The sequence below is a fragment of the Rhizobium grahamii genome (assembly GCF_009498215.1).
Taxonomy (GTDB): domain Bacteria; phylum Pseudomonadota; class Alphaproteobacteria; order Rhizobiales; family Rhizobiaceae; genus Rhizobium; species Rhizobium grahamii_A.
The window spans coordinates 445060-462950 of the sequence record NZ_CP043499.1 but is presented as its reverse complement, the minus strand read 5'-3'; the positions used below and the strand labels follow the sequence as shown (position 1 = coordinate 462950).

Below are 17891 nucleotides of genomic sequence, written 5' to 3'. Positions count from 1 at the left end.
TGTGTGGGTTGCTAGGAAGAACGATTGCGGTGGTCCAAACGATGCATCTGCTGAGATGGATAGCCCTTGCCGGGTTGGCCGGTTTAGCAGCCAGCTGCACCTCGACAGGGAGCATTCGGCAGCCGAACATGCCGGAGACAATTACCAGCGAGAAAGCGCTAGCGCTGCCTCCGCCTGGCGGCCCTTCTATTGTCAATGTCGTTCAGCACACCCGTGGCAACGGCATCGAACAGACGATTTCGTTGTTCACATCCTCCTCGGTACCCGGCCAGAACTTCCTGAAGGTGCAGTTCCTCGGCGCAAGCGGCGAGAACCCCGGAACGGGAAGCGCGCCCTACCATATGGTCAGCGAGAGCGGTCTTGCGCGCGAGATGGCAAGCGCGGTCCCGGGCGTGCGGCTGGCGACGTCAGCGACCTTCCTGCAGAACAGCTACGGGCCGTTCGGCTATGCGTCCGGAAAGAGCAGAACCGGAGATACATGCCTTTACGCCTGGCAGCAGGTTCGCTCCAGCCGCTCGGCCCAGACGCAGGCGCGCAATTTCGGCATGATCCAGATCAGACTTCGGTTGTGCGATGCGCGCGCTTCCGAACGGCAGCTCCTCGGCATCGTCTACGGCTACACGATCGTCGGGACATTCAATGGTGAGATCTGGAATCCCTACGGCCTGACGCAAGGTTCGGATCCGACTATCGGCCGACCGGGGAGCCCGATTTATCCGGACGATGGCGGATATCGGAATATGCCGATGTCGATCGGCTACGAACCGGCACCGGCGACGATAAGCAGGGGCCCGGTCAGGCGCGCCGCCGCTATTACCCCGAATACGGCACCGGTGCTTCCGCAAGCAGTCGGTCCGCTCGTGCCGGGGCCCGACATGCCGCAAGCCGGTGCAATTGCCCCGGCGCCGGTCCAACAACAAGCCTTGACGGCAAGCGGAGTTACCGTGCCGTCGCCAGACTGCGTGGGTGATGCGGCAATGAGTGCCGCTTGCCGGAGATAGACGAGACTAAGCCGGCGACACAGGCCGGCTCCATGCTTTCGAAGGGACACCGATGCATAAAGCCCGAAGCATCTTGATATGGGCATTGGTTTCGCTCTGCGTGATCGTACTGATCACGTTGCCGGTGAACCTACAGACGCAGCTGATCGCCAGCATAAGCGTGGTGGCATGCATGGCCATCATCAAAGGGCTGAACGGCGGCGGCACCTGGCGTCTGGTCGCGCTGGCATTCGGCACGGCCATTGTTCTGCGCTATGTCTACTGGCGCACTACCAACACGCTGCCCCCGATCAACCAGCTCGAAAACTTCATTCCCGGCCTTCTGCTCTATCTCGCAGAAATGTACAGCGTCGCGATGCTGGCGCTCAGCCTCTTCATCGTCGCCACCCCTTTGCCCCCACGTCCGTCGCGCGCCGCAAAGCTTGAGCGCTTTCCTCACGTCGACGTCTTCGTGCCGTCCTACAACGAGGATGCGCATCTGCTTGCCAATACGCTGTCGGCAGCGAAGGCGATGGATTATCCGGCCGATAAGCTGCATGTCTGGCTGCTCGATGACGGCGGCACGCTTCAGAAGCGCAATTCGAACAAGCTGCTTGAGGCCCAGGCGGCCGTCGCCCGTCACAACGAACTGCGCCAGCTTTGCGAGGATATCGGCGTCAACTATCTGACCCGAGAGCGAAACGAGCACGCCAAGGCCGGCAACCTGAACAACGGCATGAAACACTCGTCCGGCGAGCTCATTGCCGTATTCGACGCCGACCATGCGCCGGCACGCGATTTTCTGCTCGAGACCGTGGGCTATTTCGACGACGACCCGAAGCTATTCCTCGTCCAGACGCCGCACTTCTTCATCAATCCCGATCCACTTGAACGTAACTTGCGCACGTTCGAAAAGATGCCGAGCGAGAACGAAATGTTCTACGGGATCATCCAGCGCGGCCTCGACAAATGGAACGCGGCGTTCTTCTGCGGCTCGGCCGCGGTCCTCAGCCGCAAGGCACTGGAATCGCAAAATGGCTTCAGCGGCATCAGCATCACCGAGGATTGCGAGACGGCACTTGCCCTGCACGGCAGCGGCTGGAACAGCATCTACGTGGACAAGCCGCTGATTGCCGGATTGCAGCCAGCGACGTTCGCAAGCTTTATCGGCCAGCGCAGCCGCTGGGCGCAAGGAATGATGCAGATCCTGCGGTTCCGTTTTCCGCTTCTCAAACGCGGCCTGACGATCCCGCAGCGCCTTTGCTACATGTCGTCGACGCTCTTCTGGCTCTTCCCGTTCCCGCGCACGGTGTTTCTGTTCGCGCCGCTCTTCTATCTGTTCTTCGACCTGGAGATCTTCACCGCGTCCGGTGGCGAATTCCTCGCCTACACGCTCGCCTACATGCTCGTGAACCTGATGATGCAGAACTATCTGTATGGTTCGTTCCGCTGGCCGTGGATTTCCGAGCTTTATGAATACGTCCAAACGGTGCACCTGCTGCCAGCCGTCATCTCTGTCATGCTCAATCCGCGCAAACCGACATTCAAGGTGACCGCGAAGGACGAGTCGATCGCGGTCAGCCGCCTCTCGGAAATCAGCCGGCCATTCTTCGTGATCTTTGCGGTGCAGATCGTCGCCCTAGCCGTGACGATCTTCCGCATCTACACCGAACCTTACAAGGCCGACGTTACGCTCGTCGTTGGCGGTTGGAACGTCATCAACCTGATCATGGCAGGCTGCGCTCTCGGCGTCGTGTCGGAACGTGGCGAGCGGGCATCTTCCCGCCGCGTTCGGGTCAATCGCCGCTGCGAATTCGGCGTCAATGGCAAATGGCACGCGGCCTCCATCGAGGACGTTTCCGTACACGGCGCGCGGCTGCATGTGTTCGACAAGCAGCTTGATCAGTCGCTTGTTGGCATGGAAGGCGAGATCCGTTTCCAACCCTACAGCGGCGCGGAAATGGAGACGCTGCCGCTCGCAATTCGCAACATCCAATCGTCGGATGGCCTTCTGGCGGTCGGATGTCAGTACCTGCCAAAGAGCGCGCTCGACCACCGGCTGATTGCAGACCTTATTTTTGCGAACTCGGCGCAATGGACCCAGTTCCAGCAAGCCCGCCGCTATAATCCCGGCCTGATCCGTGGAACGATATGGTTTCTTGGCCTGTCGCTCTATCAGACCAGCCGCGGCCTCCTGTATTTCTTCCGCAGCCTGCGCCCCGAGCGGGAAGAGCAGCGTGAACTCGCAAAGGCGCAAGGCTGATGAAGCAGCTCGCCTCCACCGTCCTGCTTCTGGTCACGACCTGCTCCGCCGTTACCCTTGCGCAAACGGCACCCTTCGATATGTCGGGCGAGCGGACGACAGCGCCAGCAGCGCCACGCCTTACGCTGCCTGCGTCTCCCTCGACACCACAGGCGCCCGCTGTTGCGCCGGCACCAGCAACGCCAGCCCCGAGCGCCCCAGTACAGGCAGAGGCGCCCGAGCCCAGCGTTATTCCGCCATTCTCGGCCGCTCCTGCTCGAACGACCGAGACACCCCCCGCGATCATCCCCGTGACGCCGGCCTCTCCCAGCCAGCCCGCCGCGGTGCAACCCGCTCAGCAGCCGCAAGGCACTCCGGCACCTGTAGCGACCACAGCTGCCGCTCAACCGGATCAACCGCCACAAGGCGGGGTTTTGCGTTACCTCATTCCTTCCGCCAAGCTCGGCTTTGACGGCGAGTATGATCGCAAGTCCTGGTCCATCTATCTCACACCCGAGCAGGCCGCCGCGCCGGCCAAATTCAACTTCGCCTACCAGAATGCAATCGTTGTTGCGCCCGAGGCATCCGAGTTCACGGTCCTCCTCAACAATCGCGTGATCGGGCACCAGCAAGTCGGCTCGCCTGATGGCCAGTCGAATGTGACGTTCGATGTCCCGCCACGGCTGCTGCAGCCCGGCGCCAATCTGCTGACATTCGAAGCAACGCATCGCCACCGCACCGATTGCACCGTGCAGTCGACCTACGAACTCTGGTCAGACATCGATCCCTCGAAGACCTACCTGAGCTTCGCTGGCGAGGAAGCCGCCAGACTCTCCAGCACCGATGCCATCCGTGCCGTCGGTGTCGACGGAGCGGGAAAGACCGAGTTCAATTTCGTCGTGCCCGCGCTGGAGCAGCCTGGCACGACCAAGCCGCTGCTGCGGCTGGTGCAGGGCATGGCCGTGTTGAGCGGCATGCCCAATGAAACGTTCTCGTTCAGCACGGGAACGCTGCCGCAAACCGGTCCCGGCAAGATGACGGTTCTGGTCGGCACGCCTGCGGAACTGCAGCCTGTCTTCGACGTGCCTGCGGCAGCCCAGGCGGCTCCCATGGCGACGTTTGTCACCGACCCACGGACTGGAGCGCCGGTTCTTTTGGTGACTGGACCTTCATGGCCGTCGATTTCGTCGGCTATCGAGACGATCGTTGCAACGACGGATCGCGCACCAAGCGTCCGACGCGACGTGGTTGCCACCCAGCGCTGGACCGCGCCCGACGCGCCTCTCGTTTTCTCGGACAAGACGATTGCCCTTTCGCAACTCGGCGTGAAGTCGAGTGAGTTTTCCGGCAGACGTTTCCGGACCAGCTTCAATGTCGCTGTCCCCGCCGACTTTTACGCCAATGCCTATGGCGAGGCGACAGTTCTGCTCGATGCCGCCTATACGCAGGCCGTGCAGCCGGGCAGCCACGTCGACATCTACGTAAACGGAAACATCGCCTCGACATTGCCGATCACGGCGACCGGCGGCGGCATATTCCGGCATCTTCCGATTCGAGTCACGATGCGGCACTTCAAGCCGGGGCTCAACACTCTGTCATTGGAAGCCATTCTGCTCACCAAGGAAGACGACATATGCGTTCCCGGAACGACGGCCGGCGTCGGGCCACGCTTTGCACTATTCGATACCAGCGAACTTCATATTCCAGACTTCGCGCGCGTTGGCCAGCGCCCCAACCTCGCGGCTTTCGCCGGAACCGGCTATCCTTATGGTCGCGCCACTCAGGCGATCCCACTGTTCATCGATCGCGTCGACCCCGACACGCTGTCGGCAACCGCGACCATTCTGGCGCAGATGGCGATCGTCGCTGGGCGTCCGATCGAAGTCGAGCCGGCTGCGTCTCCGGGCGCCATCGGCGAACGTGACGCGATCTTCGTCGGTTCGATCTCGCAAATGCCGCCGGCGGTGCTCACGCAGATGAACATCGCGACGACGAGCCAGGCAGGCTGGCGCCCGCTTGCCGCCACCCAGACGACACAGACCGAAACCACCGTCATGTTCGACGAGTGGCGCTCGAAGGTCAGCGGCGGTGTCTGGCGCGGCCAGATCACCTCGTTCCAGGAATGGCTGCGGCGCAATTTCGATATGTCCCTCAGCTCCCTTCAGTTCGTGCCCGGAGCCGAGGAGCAGTTCTCACCCTCGAACAGCAACAGCTTCATGGTCGCCCAGGGACGCAGCGCCACCGGTGATTCGACCTGGACCGTCGTGACGGCGCCATCCGCGAAGGACCTGCGCGACGGCGCCAACGCAATCACTGCACAGGAACGCTGGCCGCAAGTCGCGGGCCACATAACCACCTATTCGGCGAGCACAGGCAAGATCGACAGCGTCCCCGTCAGCCGCTTCGATTTTGTCACCTCGGACCAATGGAGCCTTGCAAACTATCGCTTGATCGCCGCCAACTGGCTCTCGACCAACATCCTCTCCTACGTATTCCTGTTGATTGCCCTGTCGCTGCTGATTGGCGTCACCACGGCAAGCATGCTGGGACGGCTGGGCAGGAAGCAATGAGGGCGCTGCAACGCTTCATCCTCGCGCTCTGCATGGGCGTGTTTTCCGTTTGCGCGCCGGCCTCGGCGCAGAACCCGACCATCCCTGCTCAGGCATGGGAGGCTTATAAAGCCAAGTTCCTTGATGCGAGCGGCCGGATCATCGACAATGCCAACGGCAATATCAGCCACAGCGAGGGACAGGGCTATGGCCTGCTTCTGGCCTACCTCGCCAATAATCCGTCCGACTTCGAGCAGATCTGGTATTTCACCCGCACGGAACTGCTGCTGAGGGATGACGGACTTGCTGTGTGGAAATGGGATCCGACCGTAACGCCACATGTGACGGATACCAACAACGCCTCCGACGGCGACATCCTGATTGCCTATGCGCTGGCGATGGCGGGCTCATCCTGGCGCAATCAAAACTATCTGACAGCCGCAACCAAGATCGCCGAATCGCTCCTGTCGCACGTCGTCGTAAAGTCGGGCGGGCGCACAATCCTGTTGCCGGGCGCCGAGGGGTTCATGGCTCCCGGCCGCAAGGATGGGCCCGTCATCAACCCGTCTTACCTGATCTTCGAGGCCATTCCCGTCATGGCCGTTCTCGCTCCTTCGGATGCCTGGCAGGCCCTTTCGGACGACGGCATGACGCTCTTGCGTGCGATGCAATTCGGGCCGCGAAAGCTCCCGGCAGACTGGGTGAGCCTGAACCGCCATCCCCAGCCGGCCGAAGGATTCGATCCCGAGTTTGGATACAACGCCATTCGCATTCCGCTCTACCTGGCCCGCGCTGGCGTGACCGACAAGGCCCTGCTCGATCGTCTCTCAACCGGATTGACCGCAGGCGACGGCGCGCCAGCTACCTTCGACCTGCCAAGCGGGCACCCGAAGCAATCGCTGTCGGACCCCGGTTATCGAATTGTTAACGATGTTGTGGCCTGTGTAACCCGTGGGACAAAGATTCCTGCGTCGTCCCGGCAGTTTGCGCCGTCGCTGTATTATCCATCCACGCTTCAGCTCCTCGGGCTGGCCTTCGTCGGGGAGAAACATCCGGAGTGTCTGTGAGATCCTCTTTCATAGCAGTTGGTGTTGCTGTCGTTGTGGCCGGTCTGGTCACCGCGCTTAAGGATCGCGTGGCGATTCAGGAAGCGCTTGGCCTGGCATCGCCAGGACGGTCTGCACCGCAGCTGATGTTGATGGGGCGTATTACCGGTCCCGAGACACCCTCGCAGAATCCTGCCCGCGACATTAACCTCGTTGCCGATCAGATCCAGGCGGCGGCCAGCGCCGCTCCCTCGTCCGCGCCTCCTTCGCCACCGGTTGGTCCGGACCCCATGAACGACGTCGCCCAGGCGGCACCTTCGCCGACCCCGGCGCCGGTAGCGGCACAGGCGCCCACACAAACAGCACCGGCAGCCCAGCCAAGCAATCAACCGAAGGTCGACGAGAGCGCGCTTCGCTATTTCGCCAGCCGTGGTGACAAGGCACGCCTTCAGGCGGAAATCTCGCGCCTTCAGGCTCTGTATCCGAACTGGGTGCCGCCTGCCGATCCGCTGGCGGTTCCGCAAAGCGGCGACAAGCAGCTCGAGACCATGTGGAGTCTCTACTCGGAGGGCCGCTACGCCGAGTTGAGAAAAGCAATCACGGACCGGCAGACAGCAGAAGCCGGTTGGCAGCCGCCCGCGGATCTTCTCGACAGATTGGATGTCGCAGAAGCGCGTGCCCGTCTGGTCAATGCCTCTGATCTCAAGCAATACGCAACCGTTGTCGATATTGGCGCAAATACCCCAAGCCTTCTCACCTGCAGCGACATCGATATCCTTTGGCGGGTTGCCGAGGCTTTCGTGCGTACCGACCGCGCACAGCGCGGTCAGGATGCCTACACCTACATTCTGAAGAACTGCACCAATCCCCAGGAGCGGCTGGCAACGGTGCAGAAGGCATCGAGCCTCCTGCCCTACGGCGCCATGCAGCCGTTGCTTGCACTTGAACGGGCGGACGGAAACGGCGGTCGCGAGTTCGACAGCATCCGCAACGACCTCGCGCGAACCTTCGTCGCTGCCGGAAATGGGGATGCCAATCTCGCTGTCGCGCCCGAGTACATTTCTGTGGTCGAGAAGCTTGCCGCAGCGCAAGGGCTGGCGTCCGACAATCTCCTGCTTGGCTGGTATCAGGTGCGGCGTGAAAACTACCCGGACGCGGAAAAATGGTTCCGCGCGGCGCGCACGAAAGAAGATTCCGCCAGCGCCTCCCAGGGTCTTGCCTTGGCATTGATTGCCGAGAAAAAGCCGCAGGAAGCCGAGGATGTCATGTTCAAGTGGCACGACGATTCCGACGACGCGAAGGCAACCTATCTGGCCGCGACAGCCAATCTGATGGCGCTGCAGCCGCCTGCCAATCTGAGCGAGACCGTTCTCGGTCGTATTGCGACCGTGGTGATCGCGGAGAAATACGTTCCAACCGCCCAGCAGTTCGGCTGGTATGCGCGTACCCTCAACCAACCGCAGACGGCTGCGCGCTGGTTCCAGACGGCGCTGCGCTGGAAGGCAGATGACGAGCCGTCTGCTTATGGACTGGCGATCACACTTGAGCAGTTGAACGACCGGAGAGGTGTCCAGGACGTGCAGCGTCTTTGGGCCGGGCGATCCGAGCGGATTGCGCACCTTGGAGACACGTCTTCGCTGACCCCGGCAGCACAGGCTCTAGCCCCCGTTCCGACAGCCGTTCAGCCGGTGTCCCAATCGCCCGCGTATCCGCTCGCAACCCAGCCACAGACAACGACTGCCCCAGCTTCAACAGTCGACGTGGCGCAGGCGCCGACCATGGCGCGACCTGCCATGCGGACAGTGGCCGTCCAACGAGCCAGCAGAACACCGCGTGGCTGCTCGACGACCATCGATGCGCGCCTGCTCGATCCTGGCAGTGCTTTGACACGTGGATGGTGCCTCATGGACCTCAACCGGCCGATGGAAGCCGTCGAAGCGTTCGAAGCTGCCCTTGCGAGCCCAACGCGGAAGGTGCGCGAAGACGCGGCCTACGGCCAGAGCCTGGCCTACCTGAGAGCCGGACTGTCCAACAATGCCGCCGTCGCCGCGACCAAGGCTCCGCAGAGCCGACAGCGCGCCGCGGAGCTTCAGGTTGCCATTCTCTCCGACCGGGCACTGTCCGCTTACGGAGCGAAGCGCTATCGCGAGACCCTTGTCTATCTGGACCAGCGCGCGCAGTTGCAGCAGGAGCGGATCGACCTGATGGTGCTGCGTGGGTACTGCTATCTCAATCTGCAAATGTACGGTGACGCCGAGCGCATCTTCAACGCGGCAGCGGCCACCGGCAACAAAGACGGCTATCGCGGCCTTGCTGATCTGAAGGCGGCTACACATCCCGATACGGTGGATTGACGGCCGAGCCGTCGATCCGCAAAGAATTTCCGCCACGGTTTGACACGCCAGCCAATCCGTCCAACTAATGGACTGGATGGCACGGCCAGACATATCAGGGATGGAAATCATGCATCTGAAAGACACAAGCCTTTTTCGGGAAGCCGCTCTTGTCGGCGGCGAGTGGATCGAGGCCGATCCGAAGAACGCCATCGAGGTGAACAATCCGGCGACTGGGGAGATCATCGGCCGCGTGCCGAAGCTCGGCGCCTCCGAGACAAGGGCGGCGATCGATGCCGCAAGTGTCGCGCAAAAGGCCTGGGCGGCCCGAACCGCCAAGGACCGTTCGGGCATTCTGCGCAAATGGTTCGAGTTGATGGTCGAGAACAAAGATGATCTCGGCCGTATCCTGACACTCGAGCAAGGCAAGCCGCTCGCAGAAGCGACCGGCGAAATTGTCTACGGCGCAAGCTTCATCGAATGGTTCGCCGAAGAGGGACGGCGCGTCTATGGCGACCTGATCCCCGGCACCAGCCGGACAAGCGCATTATGGTGATGAAGCAGCCGATCGGCGTCGTGGCAGCGATCACGCCCTGGAATTTTCCGAACGCGATGATCACACGAAAGGCCGGGCCCGCGTTCGCGGCCGGGTGCGCGATGGTTCTGAAGCCGGCCAGCCAGACGCCGTTCTCGGCACTCGCAATTGCCGTCCTCGCGGAGCGCGCCGGACTGCCGAAGGGACTGTTCTCAGTCGTGACCGGCTCAGCGCGTGAAATCGGTGCGGAGATGACCGCCAATCCGACCGTTCGCAAACTGACGTTTACCGGCTCGACGGAAGTCGGTGCAGAACTCTACAAGCAGAGCGCACCGACCATTAAGAAGCTCGGCCTCGAGCTTGGCGGCAACGCTCCCTTCATCGTCTTTGACGATGCCGACCTCGATGCCGCAGTCGAAGGCGCTCTTATCGCCAAATATCGTAACAACGGCCAGACCTGCGTTTGCGCCAATCGCCTCTATGTCCAGGACGGCGTCTACGAGGCATTCGCCGAGAAGCTTGCTGCCGCCGTTGGGAAACTGAAGACGGGTAACGGCTTCGACGACGGCGTCGTTCTCGGACCGTTGATCGACAAACCGGCTCTCGAAAAGGTCGAAGAGCACGTCTCCGACGCCGTGGCGAAGGGCGCCAAGGTCATCGTCGGTGGCAAGCGCCATTCGCTCGGCGGCACCTTCTACGAGGCAACCGTGCTTGCCGGAGTCACCAAGGATATGGCCGTTGCCCGCGAAGAGACCTTCGGTCCGGTGGCGCCGCTCTTCCGGTTCAAGGACGAGGCCGATGTCATAGCACAAGCCAACGACACCGAGTTCGGTCTGGCGTCCTATTTCTATGCGAAGGATCTCGCGCGCGTTTTCCGCGTCGCCGAGGCGCTTGAATACGGGATGGTCGGCGTAAACACCGGGCTGATCTCGACCGCTGAAGCCCCATTCGGCGGCGTCAAGCTGTCGGGCCTCGGACGCGAAGGCTCCAGGTACGGCATCGAGGAGTTCACCGAGATAAAGTATGTCTGCCTCGGCGGCATTGCCTAACCGAACAAACGGAAATGCCCGCCGCGAGACCAGCGGCGGGCATCGGCTCCTAGGCTCGGGAGAGAGTTGAGCCTCAGATGTTGGCTAGCAGGTCGTTGATACGTTGCTCCATATCGGCAAGCGCGGCGTCGACCTCTTTCTGGCCGGTGACCGCGGCACTCATTTCCTGGCCAATGATGTCCTGAATTGCGAACTGACGCTGGACCGTGGACGGCAGCGGCGTTCCGAGGGTTGCGATCGCCGAGATCGTGTCACGATGCGGCAAAGCCTTGAACTGTTCGGAATCCAGCACCGCCTTGACAGCCGGCAGGTGGCCGGTGCGCGACCAGTCGAAGTCGTTGTCATGGAAGAATTTCAGGAACTTGCCGATTGCGGCGGTCTGTTCTTCCGTCCGGTCCTTCTGCGATACTGCCCAGCTATGACCGTCGGCATACTGCGACTTCTTGCCCGGGAAGAGCTGCGGATAGGGATAGACGGCATAGCCGCCGGCGTTGAGAGCCGTACCCGCCTTTTCAGCGGATGCGGTGTAGTCGCCGATGACCCAGGTACCGTTCAGGTGCACGCCGCCTTCGCCTGCGAGGAAGGCGTTGATGCCGGCCGCGTAGTCGAGATCCTTGGTCGTGTAGCCGTTGTCGTAGATCGCCTTGTACATCTCGAGGACCTTCTTGGCCTCGGGCGTGTTGATCTTGACCTGCTTAGGATCGGCAAAGAAGTTCGAATCCTGCTGGAACAGGTAGGTGTAGAGATTGCGGGTGTAGAGAGCGACTTCGTTGGCAAGGTTCTGCACCAAGTATGGCTTGCCCGTCTTTTCCTTGAACTGCTTGGCCTGTGCCAGGAGCTCATCGACGCTGGTCGGAAGCTTCGGCGTGCCATCGGCGTTGAGCAGCTCGGCCTTTTTGAAGAGGTCCAAGTTGATGTGATACAGCATGGTCCAGTTGTCGATCGGAAGACCGTAGATCTTGCCGTCCTTGGTCACGCCGTTCAGGCTGGCATCGGTAAAGTCTGAAGACGCGACGCCAACAGACTTCAGGACGTCGTCAAGCGGCATGATCAGGCCCTTGGACTGGTAGTCGGCAAGGACGGACTGATGGATGGTGACGATATCCGGCGGGTCGCCGGCGGCGAACTGCGCGGTCAACTGATCGTATCCCGGCCATTCGACGGTTGTCACGGTGACATGAACATCAGGATTGTCGGCGTTGAACTTGTTGATCATCGACGTGATGATGCCGCATTCGCCAACGGCCTTGCTAACATCGGTGTTGGTGCCCCAATCTGCATCGCAGGCGCCGAAGAAACGCTGCACGGTCAACTCGGTGGCGGCAAAGGCCGGGCTTGCACCCGCAAGCGCGATGACCGAAGCCGCCGCCAGCATGTATTTTCTAAGGGTAAGCGTCATTTCCATCTCCTCCTCAATGGGTCTTCGACCCTTGGCTGCAAGCCCCCTCCCCGGGAGCAGGTTGAACGCATCGCGGGACAGGTGTCAGCGCACGGCGGCGCCTGATACTGCCGTCACGATGTATTTCTGGAAAAACAGGTAGAGAACGAGGATCGGCGCACCGGCGAAGACCGCCTGCGACATCAGGAAGCCGAGGCCTTCCGACTGCGCGAAGTTCGTCTGCGTCGAGGCAATGCCGATCGTCAGCGTGTACATTTCCTTTTTGGTACCTGAGATCAACGGCCAGAAGTAGTCGTTCCAAGCGCCAAGGAAGGTGAAGATGCCAAGCGTTGCCTGCGCCGGAACCGTCAGCGGCAGCAGGACCTTCCAGAAGATCTTGAAACGGCTGGCGTTGTCGAGCAGTGCAGCCTCGTCGAGCTCCTTCGGAATGGCACGGAAATACTGCGTCATCAGGAACACACCGAACGGCGCCGACAATCCAGGCAGGATCAGACCGTGATAGGTGTTGTGAAACTTCAGCCAGCTGAAGATCTGATGGCGGGCGATGAGCACCGCCTGCTCCGGAATGGCTAGCCCGAGCAGCACGATAATGAACAGCGTGTTGCGGAACGGAAAGTTCAGACGAGCAAAGCCGTAGCCTGCAAGCGATGCCAGGATCAGCGTGAAGAGCGTCAATCCGCCGGCAACGACAATGCTGTTCAATATCCAGCGAAACACCGAGGACGTTGCCAGGATATTGACGTAGTTGGTGATCGTATAGGGAGCGTGGAAGACGGAGTTCATGTCCGCCATCAGCTCCTTGTTGTCCTTCAGGGACAGTCCGATCACCCAGAGCACCGGTGCCATCATGATGACTGCGCAGACGACAGCCAGGATCAGGATCACGCGATCGCCGGTCGAACGACCGACCATATTTCCACCGGACACTGCGCTCATCCTTCTTCTCCTTTGCGGCGCGAGATGAAGTACTGCGCCATCGCAGCAATCAGGATCAGTATGAAGAGGACTTCAGAGGCGGCAGCACCAAGACCGAGGTCCCACTTGGTGAAGGCGGCTTCATAGATGTAGAGCACGATCGGCTTCGAGACGTTGTTCGGCCCGCCGAGCGTCATCAGCTTCGCCTGCCCGAAGAGCTGGAACTGAAGGACGACCTGAATGATCAGAACGAGAACGAAGGTGCGTCTGATTGAAGGCAGAGTGATGTACCAAAGGGTGCGCCAGCGGCTCGCGTTATCGAGCGCAGCGGCCTCATAGATCTCTGCCGGCACCTGCTGGAGCGCTGATAGAAACAGCATCATCGGCAGACCGATGCACCACCAGACAGTCGCAATCGCGATGCCGATCATGGCGAGGCTCGGATCGGATAGAAAGGCCGGGGCAGGAACGCCAAACCACCCGTAAATCGTCGCCAGCAAGCCGAAATTGCCGATGAAAACGATCCGCCAGATCAGCGTCACGATAGTGACCGACAGCACAGACGACGAGAAATAGACCGCTCTCAGTGCCGCTGCCATCTTTGTCTTGCGATTGAGCGCAAGAGCGAGCAATAGACCGATGATGGCAAGCGTGGGAACCGTCAGCAGCACGAAGTAGAACGTGTTGCCCACCGCCTGGATGAAGATCTTGTCCTTGAAGAGCCTGACATAATTGTCGAAGCCGACAAACCGCCCGGCACCAAAGGCATCTGCCTTATGAAGACTGAGCCAGATCCCCCATAGCAAGGGCACGATCAGCAACGTGACGAAAAAGAAGAGATAGGGTGCAACGAACAAGGCGTTGCGCCAGAGCGGCGCGTTGACGTCCTGAACCTTCTGGCGGGCCGCTATCTTGGCCGTGGAAGGAGAGGACGAGAGAGTAGCCTCAGCCATGACCGCCCTCCTCATTGTGCCAGGCGTTGCCAGCCGTATCGAAGAGATGTGTGCGCGAACCATCCAGCGTCAGCGCCACTTCATCCCCAATCGCAACTCGGCTGTTGCCGATGTCTTCGGCAACCACGACGGTTCCATCCTTGAGGCGGGTATAGAGAAGTGTGCGGTCTCCAAGACGCTCGAGCACATCGACCTTGCCTGTCGTCGTGGCCGGTGCGCCGTTGGCGAGCTTGACCGCCTCGGCGCGGATGCCGAGTGCGAACTCGCCCGACTTTGGACCACTCGACCGGATTGCCGTCTGCAAGTCGGTTCCATCCGGCAGCTTGGCGCGCAGGAAGCCGTTCTCTTCGGTCAGCCCGACGTTCAGGAAGTTCATGGTCGGAGAACCGACGAAGGTTGCGACAAAACGGCTTGCCGGCCGCGAGTAGATCTCCATCGGCGTACCGATCTGCTCGATCTTTCGATTGTTCATGACGACAATGCGATCGGCCAGTGTCATGGCTTCGATCTGGTCATGGGTAACGAAGATCATCGTCGATCGCACCCGGTTGCGCAGTTGCGCAAGTTCGACGCGGGTGCGGACGCGCAGCGCCGCATCCAGGTTCGAGAGCGGCTCGTCGAACAGGAAGGCCTTCGGCTCCTTGACGATCGCCCGGCCGATGGCAACGCGCTGGCGCTGCCCACCCGAAAGCTGGCCGGGCTTGCGCTCGAGCAAATGCCCGATCTCGAGCATACGGGCGGCCTCGGCAATGCGCGAGGAAATCACGTCCGCGGAAACGCTGATGTTGCGCAGTCCGAAGGCCATGTTGTCGGCCACCGTCATGTGAGGATAAAGCGCATAGGACTGGAAGACCATTGCGATATCGCGCTGACCGGGAGGCAGCGTGTCGATCCGCTCTCCGTTGATCGAGATCGTGCCTTCGTCGACACTTTCCAGTCCGGCGATCATACGCAGAAGCGTGGACTTGCCGCAGCCGGAGGGCCCGAGGAAGACCATGAACTCGTTTGCCTTGATCGACAGCGACAGTCCGTCAAGGACGGTCATCGAGCCGTAACGCTTGGTAACATTCTGGATTTCGATATTCGCGGTCATACGACTGCTCCTCGATTGCAGTCAGAACCCGAAATGCCGATACAGACTAGCAGCTGGCATGCTTCCGCCGAGGGAGCGCTCGCCTTCACAAGCGAACCTCCCGCGATCGGTGATAGTGCCAAAACAGAAGCTATTGCTTCCATCCGTTCCTCCCAGTGGCACGTCAAAACCTGTGCGCTGACGTTAAATCATACAATTAACTTGTCAACATATCTTTTGATATGTATCAAAATTTCTGATTTACTTAAGCCTGCAGCCGGATCATCCGATAGGACAACGGAGCGATCTTGGCATTGAGCTTGCCGTCGACGAAGCTGGTTCCGAGAACGGCCTTCGGCACAACGCTGTCAGGCTTCTCAGCCGTGTTGGTGATGTTGAGATCGCTGTGAGCGACGACCTGGTCGTCGATGACGCGCAGGGCACCAAACTCAAGGAGGCTTGCATCGAGATCGAGCGTCTCGGTACCGTGGCGGTTGACGATAAAGAACGTCACCGTCTTCTTCTCCGCGTCATGCACGGCGGAAACGTCGAGGTAGGGAACGTCGCCCAGTTCATCCACCTTGTAGGTCGGGCTATCGACCATCAGCTTCAGCGCCGTGCCGCGGCCGTAAACCGATGCGAAGTAGTAGGGATAGAAGATCGTCTGGCGCCATGCGGGACCGCCCGGAACCGTCATGATCGGCGCGATGACGTTGATGAGCTGCGCAAGGCAAGCGATCTTCACGACATCGGCGCGATTGATGAAGGTGTTGAGAATGCAGCCGACCTGCAGCACATCCTCGAAATTGTAGTCGTCTTCCAGCAGAGCCGGGGCATGCGGCCAACCATTGGCACCGGCAAGCGTTGCCTTGTCGCGCTCCTTGGAGTGATACCAGACATTCCACTCGTCAAAGGAGATGTACACGTCCTTCGAGGACCGCTTCTTCGCTTTGACGTAGTCGATCACGCCAGCAACCGTTCCGATGTAGTTATCGAGTTCGACGCTTCGTGCAAGGTAGTTGGCCGTATCCTTGGCGCGGTTCTCGAAATACATATGCAGCGAGATGTAGTCGACCTCGTTGTAGGTGTGGTCAAGAACGGTCGCCTCCCACTCCGGATAAGTCGGCATATGCGCGTTCGACGAACCGCAGACCACGAGCTCGAGCGAGCTGTCAAACGCGCGCATCGCCTTTGCCGTCTCATGCGCGAGACGCCCATATTCGTCGGCGGTCTTATGGCCGATCTGCCAGGGGCCATCCATCTCGTTGCCGAGGCACCAGAGCTTGACGTCCCACGGCTCCTTACGGCCATTGGCGATGCGCTTGTCGCTCCATTCGCTGCCACCGGAATGATTGACGTATTCGAGGAAGTTGCGTGCCTCGTCGAGGCCGCGCGAACCGAGGTTGACGGCCAGCATCATTTCAGTGTTGGCCGAGACGCACCAATCGGCGAATTCATGGATGCCGACCTGGTTGCTCTCGGACGTGTGCCAGGCGAGATCGAGCCGCGTCGGACGGCTTTCCTTCGGGCCGATCCCGTCTTCCCAGTTGTAGGCTGACACAAAGTTGCCGCCCGGATAGCGTACGATCGGAACATTCAGTTCCTTGACCAATTCGATGACATCCTTGCGCATGCCATTTTCATCTGCGGTCACGTGGTCGGGTTCGTAGATGCCGGTGTAAACAGCACGGCCGAGATGCTCGATGAACGAGCCATAGAGGCGCGGATCGATGTCCGAGATGGTGTATTTGCTGTGCGCTGTGACCGCAGCCTTCATGGTATCCTCCCACTGTATCGTATTTTGTGATCTATATCACAAATTAAGATGAATAAAGCGGAAGCGTGTCACCCGGTCAAGCATAAAATTCGGAAAACTGGATAGACTCACCGAGTCTTCAGACGCAGCAGGATGTCCTGATCGTAGTTGCCAAATCCGCGGCCGAAAATGTTGATGCCGCCAGGATGCTTTGCATCGTCACGCACACCGATACGAAGCCGAATCGAGTGATGTTCGTCGAGTTTCAGGTGTGAAAGCGAGACGTCGGAGATGCGCAGGCCATCGACAAAGGCACCGTCGTCATTGATCCGGAAATTCTTCAGCTTTCCGTACTGTGAGCCCTTCAACTTCCACCAATCAGGGGTAAAAACCCCGCGTTTGTCGCCAAAATCGCCCGGCGACGTCCATGTGCCGATGTCAGCGCCGTTGACCGTCAGCGTAATATCAGAGGGCCAATCGGCGCTCGTGCCGGGGACTTCCGAACTCAACTCCATCACGAATTCGATCTCGCGGATGCTGGTGTTCGTCAGTCTCGCATTATTCGGAAACTGGTACTCTACATAGCCCCTGGTAAACCAGATAAGCGCGGCCTTCATCCGGTCCGGATCGAGGAATGTGTTGGGAACGTCGAGCAGACCGACAATGCCGTCGACAGAACAGAGCCCACACGGCGCGGTGACCTCGAAGCCCGTGTAGAGCCCAAGAGGCATGGAGACCTCGATCGCGTCTGGTTCCGTTTCCTTGATTTCATTCTTGAAGACGACGAGGATCTCGTCATACACACTGTGGCAGACCTTCTGGTTGCCCTTGCGCGCCTTCTGTGTTTCCGTGCGGATCAGGCCGGCATCCTCGAGCATCTGCACGTTGGTCGACACACTCGACTGCGGCAGCTCAAGGATTTCAGCGATTTCGTTGACGTTAAGCGCCCCCTTCTCATGCAGCAGCTTCAAGACAGCGACGCGCGCCGGTGACGCAAGTCCCTTCAGAATGGGCATGCCTTCTTCGGGATCAACGACGAGAAAGTTACGGCTCATGGGGCTC

11 protein-coding genes and 1 pseudogene are annotated in these 17891 nt (G+C 60.3%); 6 read left to right on the top strand and 6 right to left on the bottom strand.

The window, feature by feature from the left end; translation table 11 throughout:
- Positions 1-41: 41 nt before the first annotated feature.
- The 6 genes and pseudogenes from bcsN to gabD all read left to right on the top strand — a co-directional run bounded on the left by bcsN (position 42) and on the right by gabD (position 10734).
- On the top strand, positions 42-1001 hold the full coding sequence (gene bcsN / locus FZ934_RS21005) for a cellulose biosynthesis protein BcsN (protein ID WP_153273971.1): 960 nt from the start codon (positions 42-44) through the stop codon (positions 999-1001).
- A 52-nt stretch (positions 1002-1053) separates the two neighbouring features.
- Positions 1054-3243: a UDP-forming cellulose synthase catalytic subunit gene (bcsA, locus tag FZ934_RS21000; protein ID WP_153272847.1), complete on the top strand. Its 2190-nt coding sequence runs from the start codon at positions 1054-1056 to the stop codon at positions 3241-3243.
- Positions 3243-5792, top strand: coding sequence for a cellulose biosynthesis cyclic di-GMP-binding regulatory protein BcsB (locus tag FZ934_RS20995; RefSeq protein ID WP_153272846.1), 2550 nt, complete (start codon positions 3243-3245; stop codon positions 5790-5792). Before bcsA ends, FZ934_RS20995 begins: the two co-directional genes overlap by 1 nt.
- Positions 5789-6838 carry a glycosyl hydrolase family 8 gene (locus FZ934_RS20990; protein ID WP_153272845.1) on the top strand — a complete coding sequence of 350 codons (1050 nt, stop codon included), beginning with the start codon at positions 5789-5791 and terminating at the stop codon, positions 6836-6838. Before FZ934_RS20995 ends, FZ934_RS20990 begins: the two co-directional genes overlap by 4 nt.
- Positions 6835-9171: a cellulose synthase gene (locus tag FZ934_RS20985; RefSeq protein WP_153272844.1), complete on the top strand. Its 2337-nt coding sequence runs from the start codon at positions 6835-6837 to the stop codon at positions 9169-9171. The genes FZ934_RS20990 and FZ934_RS20985 overlap by 4 nt, the downstream gene beginning before the upstream one ends.
- Before the next feature lie 109 nt (positions 9172-9280).
- Positions 9281-10734: pseudogene (gabD, locus tag FZ934_RS20980) on the top strand (NADP-dependent succinate-semialdehyde dehydrogenase).
- 73 nt (positions 10735-10807) lie between these two features.
- Here gabD and FZ934_RS20975 read toward each other — a convergent pair.
- The 6 genes from FZ934_RS20975 to FZ934_RS20950 form a co-directional block, all read right to left on the bottom strand.
- The gene (locus FZ934_RS20975) at positions 10808-12133 is read right to left on the bottom strand and encodes an extracellular solute-binding protein (RefSeq protein ID WP_153272843.1); all 1326 of its coding nucleotides are present in this window, start codon (positions 12131-12133) and stop codon (positions 10808-10810) included.
- Between the two features lie 84 nt (positions 12134-12217).
- Complete coding sequence (locus tag FZ934_RS20970; RefSeq protein WP_153272842.1) at positions 12218-13069, bottom strand: carbohydrate ABC transporter permease; 852 nt, start codon at positions 13067-13069, stop codon at positions 12218-12220.
- Positions 13066-14001, bottom strand: a complete 936-nt coding sequence (locus FZ934_RS20965; RefSeq protein WP_153272841.1) for a carbohydrate ABC transporter permease — start codon at positions 13999-14001, stop codon at positions 13066-13068. The genes FZ934_RS20970 and FZ934_RS20965 overlap by 4 nt, the downstream gene beginning before the upstream one ends.
- A complete protein-coding gene (locus FZ934_RS20960) occupies positions 13994-15094 on the bottom strand; it encodes an ABC transporter ATP-binding protein (RefSeq protein ID WP_153272840.1) in 1101 nt (366 codons plus the stop codon). The genes FZ934_RS20965 and FZ934_RS20960 overlap by 8 nt, the downstream gene beginning before the upstream one ends.
- A 244-nt stretch (positions 15095-15338) precedes the next feature.
- Positions 15339-16850 carry an alpha-N-arabinofuranosidase gene (locus tag FZ934_RS20955; RefSeq protein ID WP_153272839.1) on the bottom strand — a complete coding sequence of 504 codons (1512 nt, stop codon included), beginning with the start codon at positions 16848-16850 and terminating at the stop codon, positions 15339-15341.
- A gap of 107 nt (positions 16851-16957) precedes the next feature.
- Entirely contained in the window at positions 16958-17884 is a 927-nt protein-coding gene (locus FZ934_RS20950) for an ArsR/SmtB family transcription factor (protein WP_153272838.1), read from the bottom strand.
- Between the last annotated feature and the right edge of the window lie 7 nt (positions 17885-17891).

Excerpts from the sequence above, each read along its gene's own strand:
- bcsN (WP_153273971.1), top strand. The coding sequence starts at position 42 with ATGCATCTGCTGAGATGGATAGCCCTTGCCGGGTTGGCCGGTTTAGCA.
- bcsA (WP_153272847.1), top strand. The coding sequence starts at position 1,054 with ATGCATAAAGCCCGAAGCATCTTGATATGGGCATTGGTTTCGCTCTGC.
- FZ934_RS20995 (WP_153272846.1), top strand. The coding sequence starts at position 3,243 with ATGAAGCAGCTCGCCTCCACCGTCCTGCTTCTGGTCACGACCTGCTCC.
- FZ934_RS20990 (WP_153272845.1), top strand. The coding sequence starts at position 5,789 with ATGAGGGCGCTGCAACGCTTCATCCTCGCGCTCTGCATGGGCGTGTTT.
- FZ934_RS20975 (WP_153272843.1), bottom strand. The coding sequence starts at position 12,133 with ATGACGCTTACCCTTAGAAAATACATGCTGGCGGCGGCTTCGGTCATC.
- FZ934_RS20970 (WP_153272842.1), bottom strand. The coding sequence starts at position 13,069 with ATGAGCGCAGTGTCCGGTGGAAATATGGTCGGTCGTTCGACCGGCGAT.
- FZ934_RS20965 (WP_153272841.1), bottom strand. The coding sequence starts at position 14,001 with ATGGCTGAGGCTACTCTCTCGTCCTCTCCTTCCACGGCCAAGATAGCG.
- FZ934_RS20960 (WP_153272840.1), bottom strand. The coding sequence starts at position 15,094 with ATGACCGCGAATATCGAAATCCAGAATGTTACCAAGCGTTACGGCTCG.
- FZ934_RS20955 (WP_153272839.1), bottom strand. The coding sequence starts at position 16,850 with ATGAAGGCTGCGGTCACAGCGCACAGCAAATACACCATCTCGGACATC.
- FZ934_RS20950 (WP_153272838.1), bottom strand. The coding sequence starts at position 17,884 with ATGAGCCGTAACTTTCTCGTCGTTGATCCCGAAGAAGGCATGCCCATT.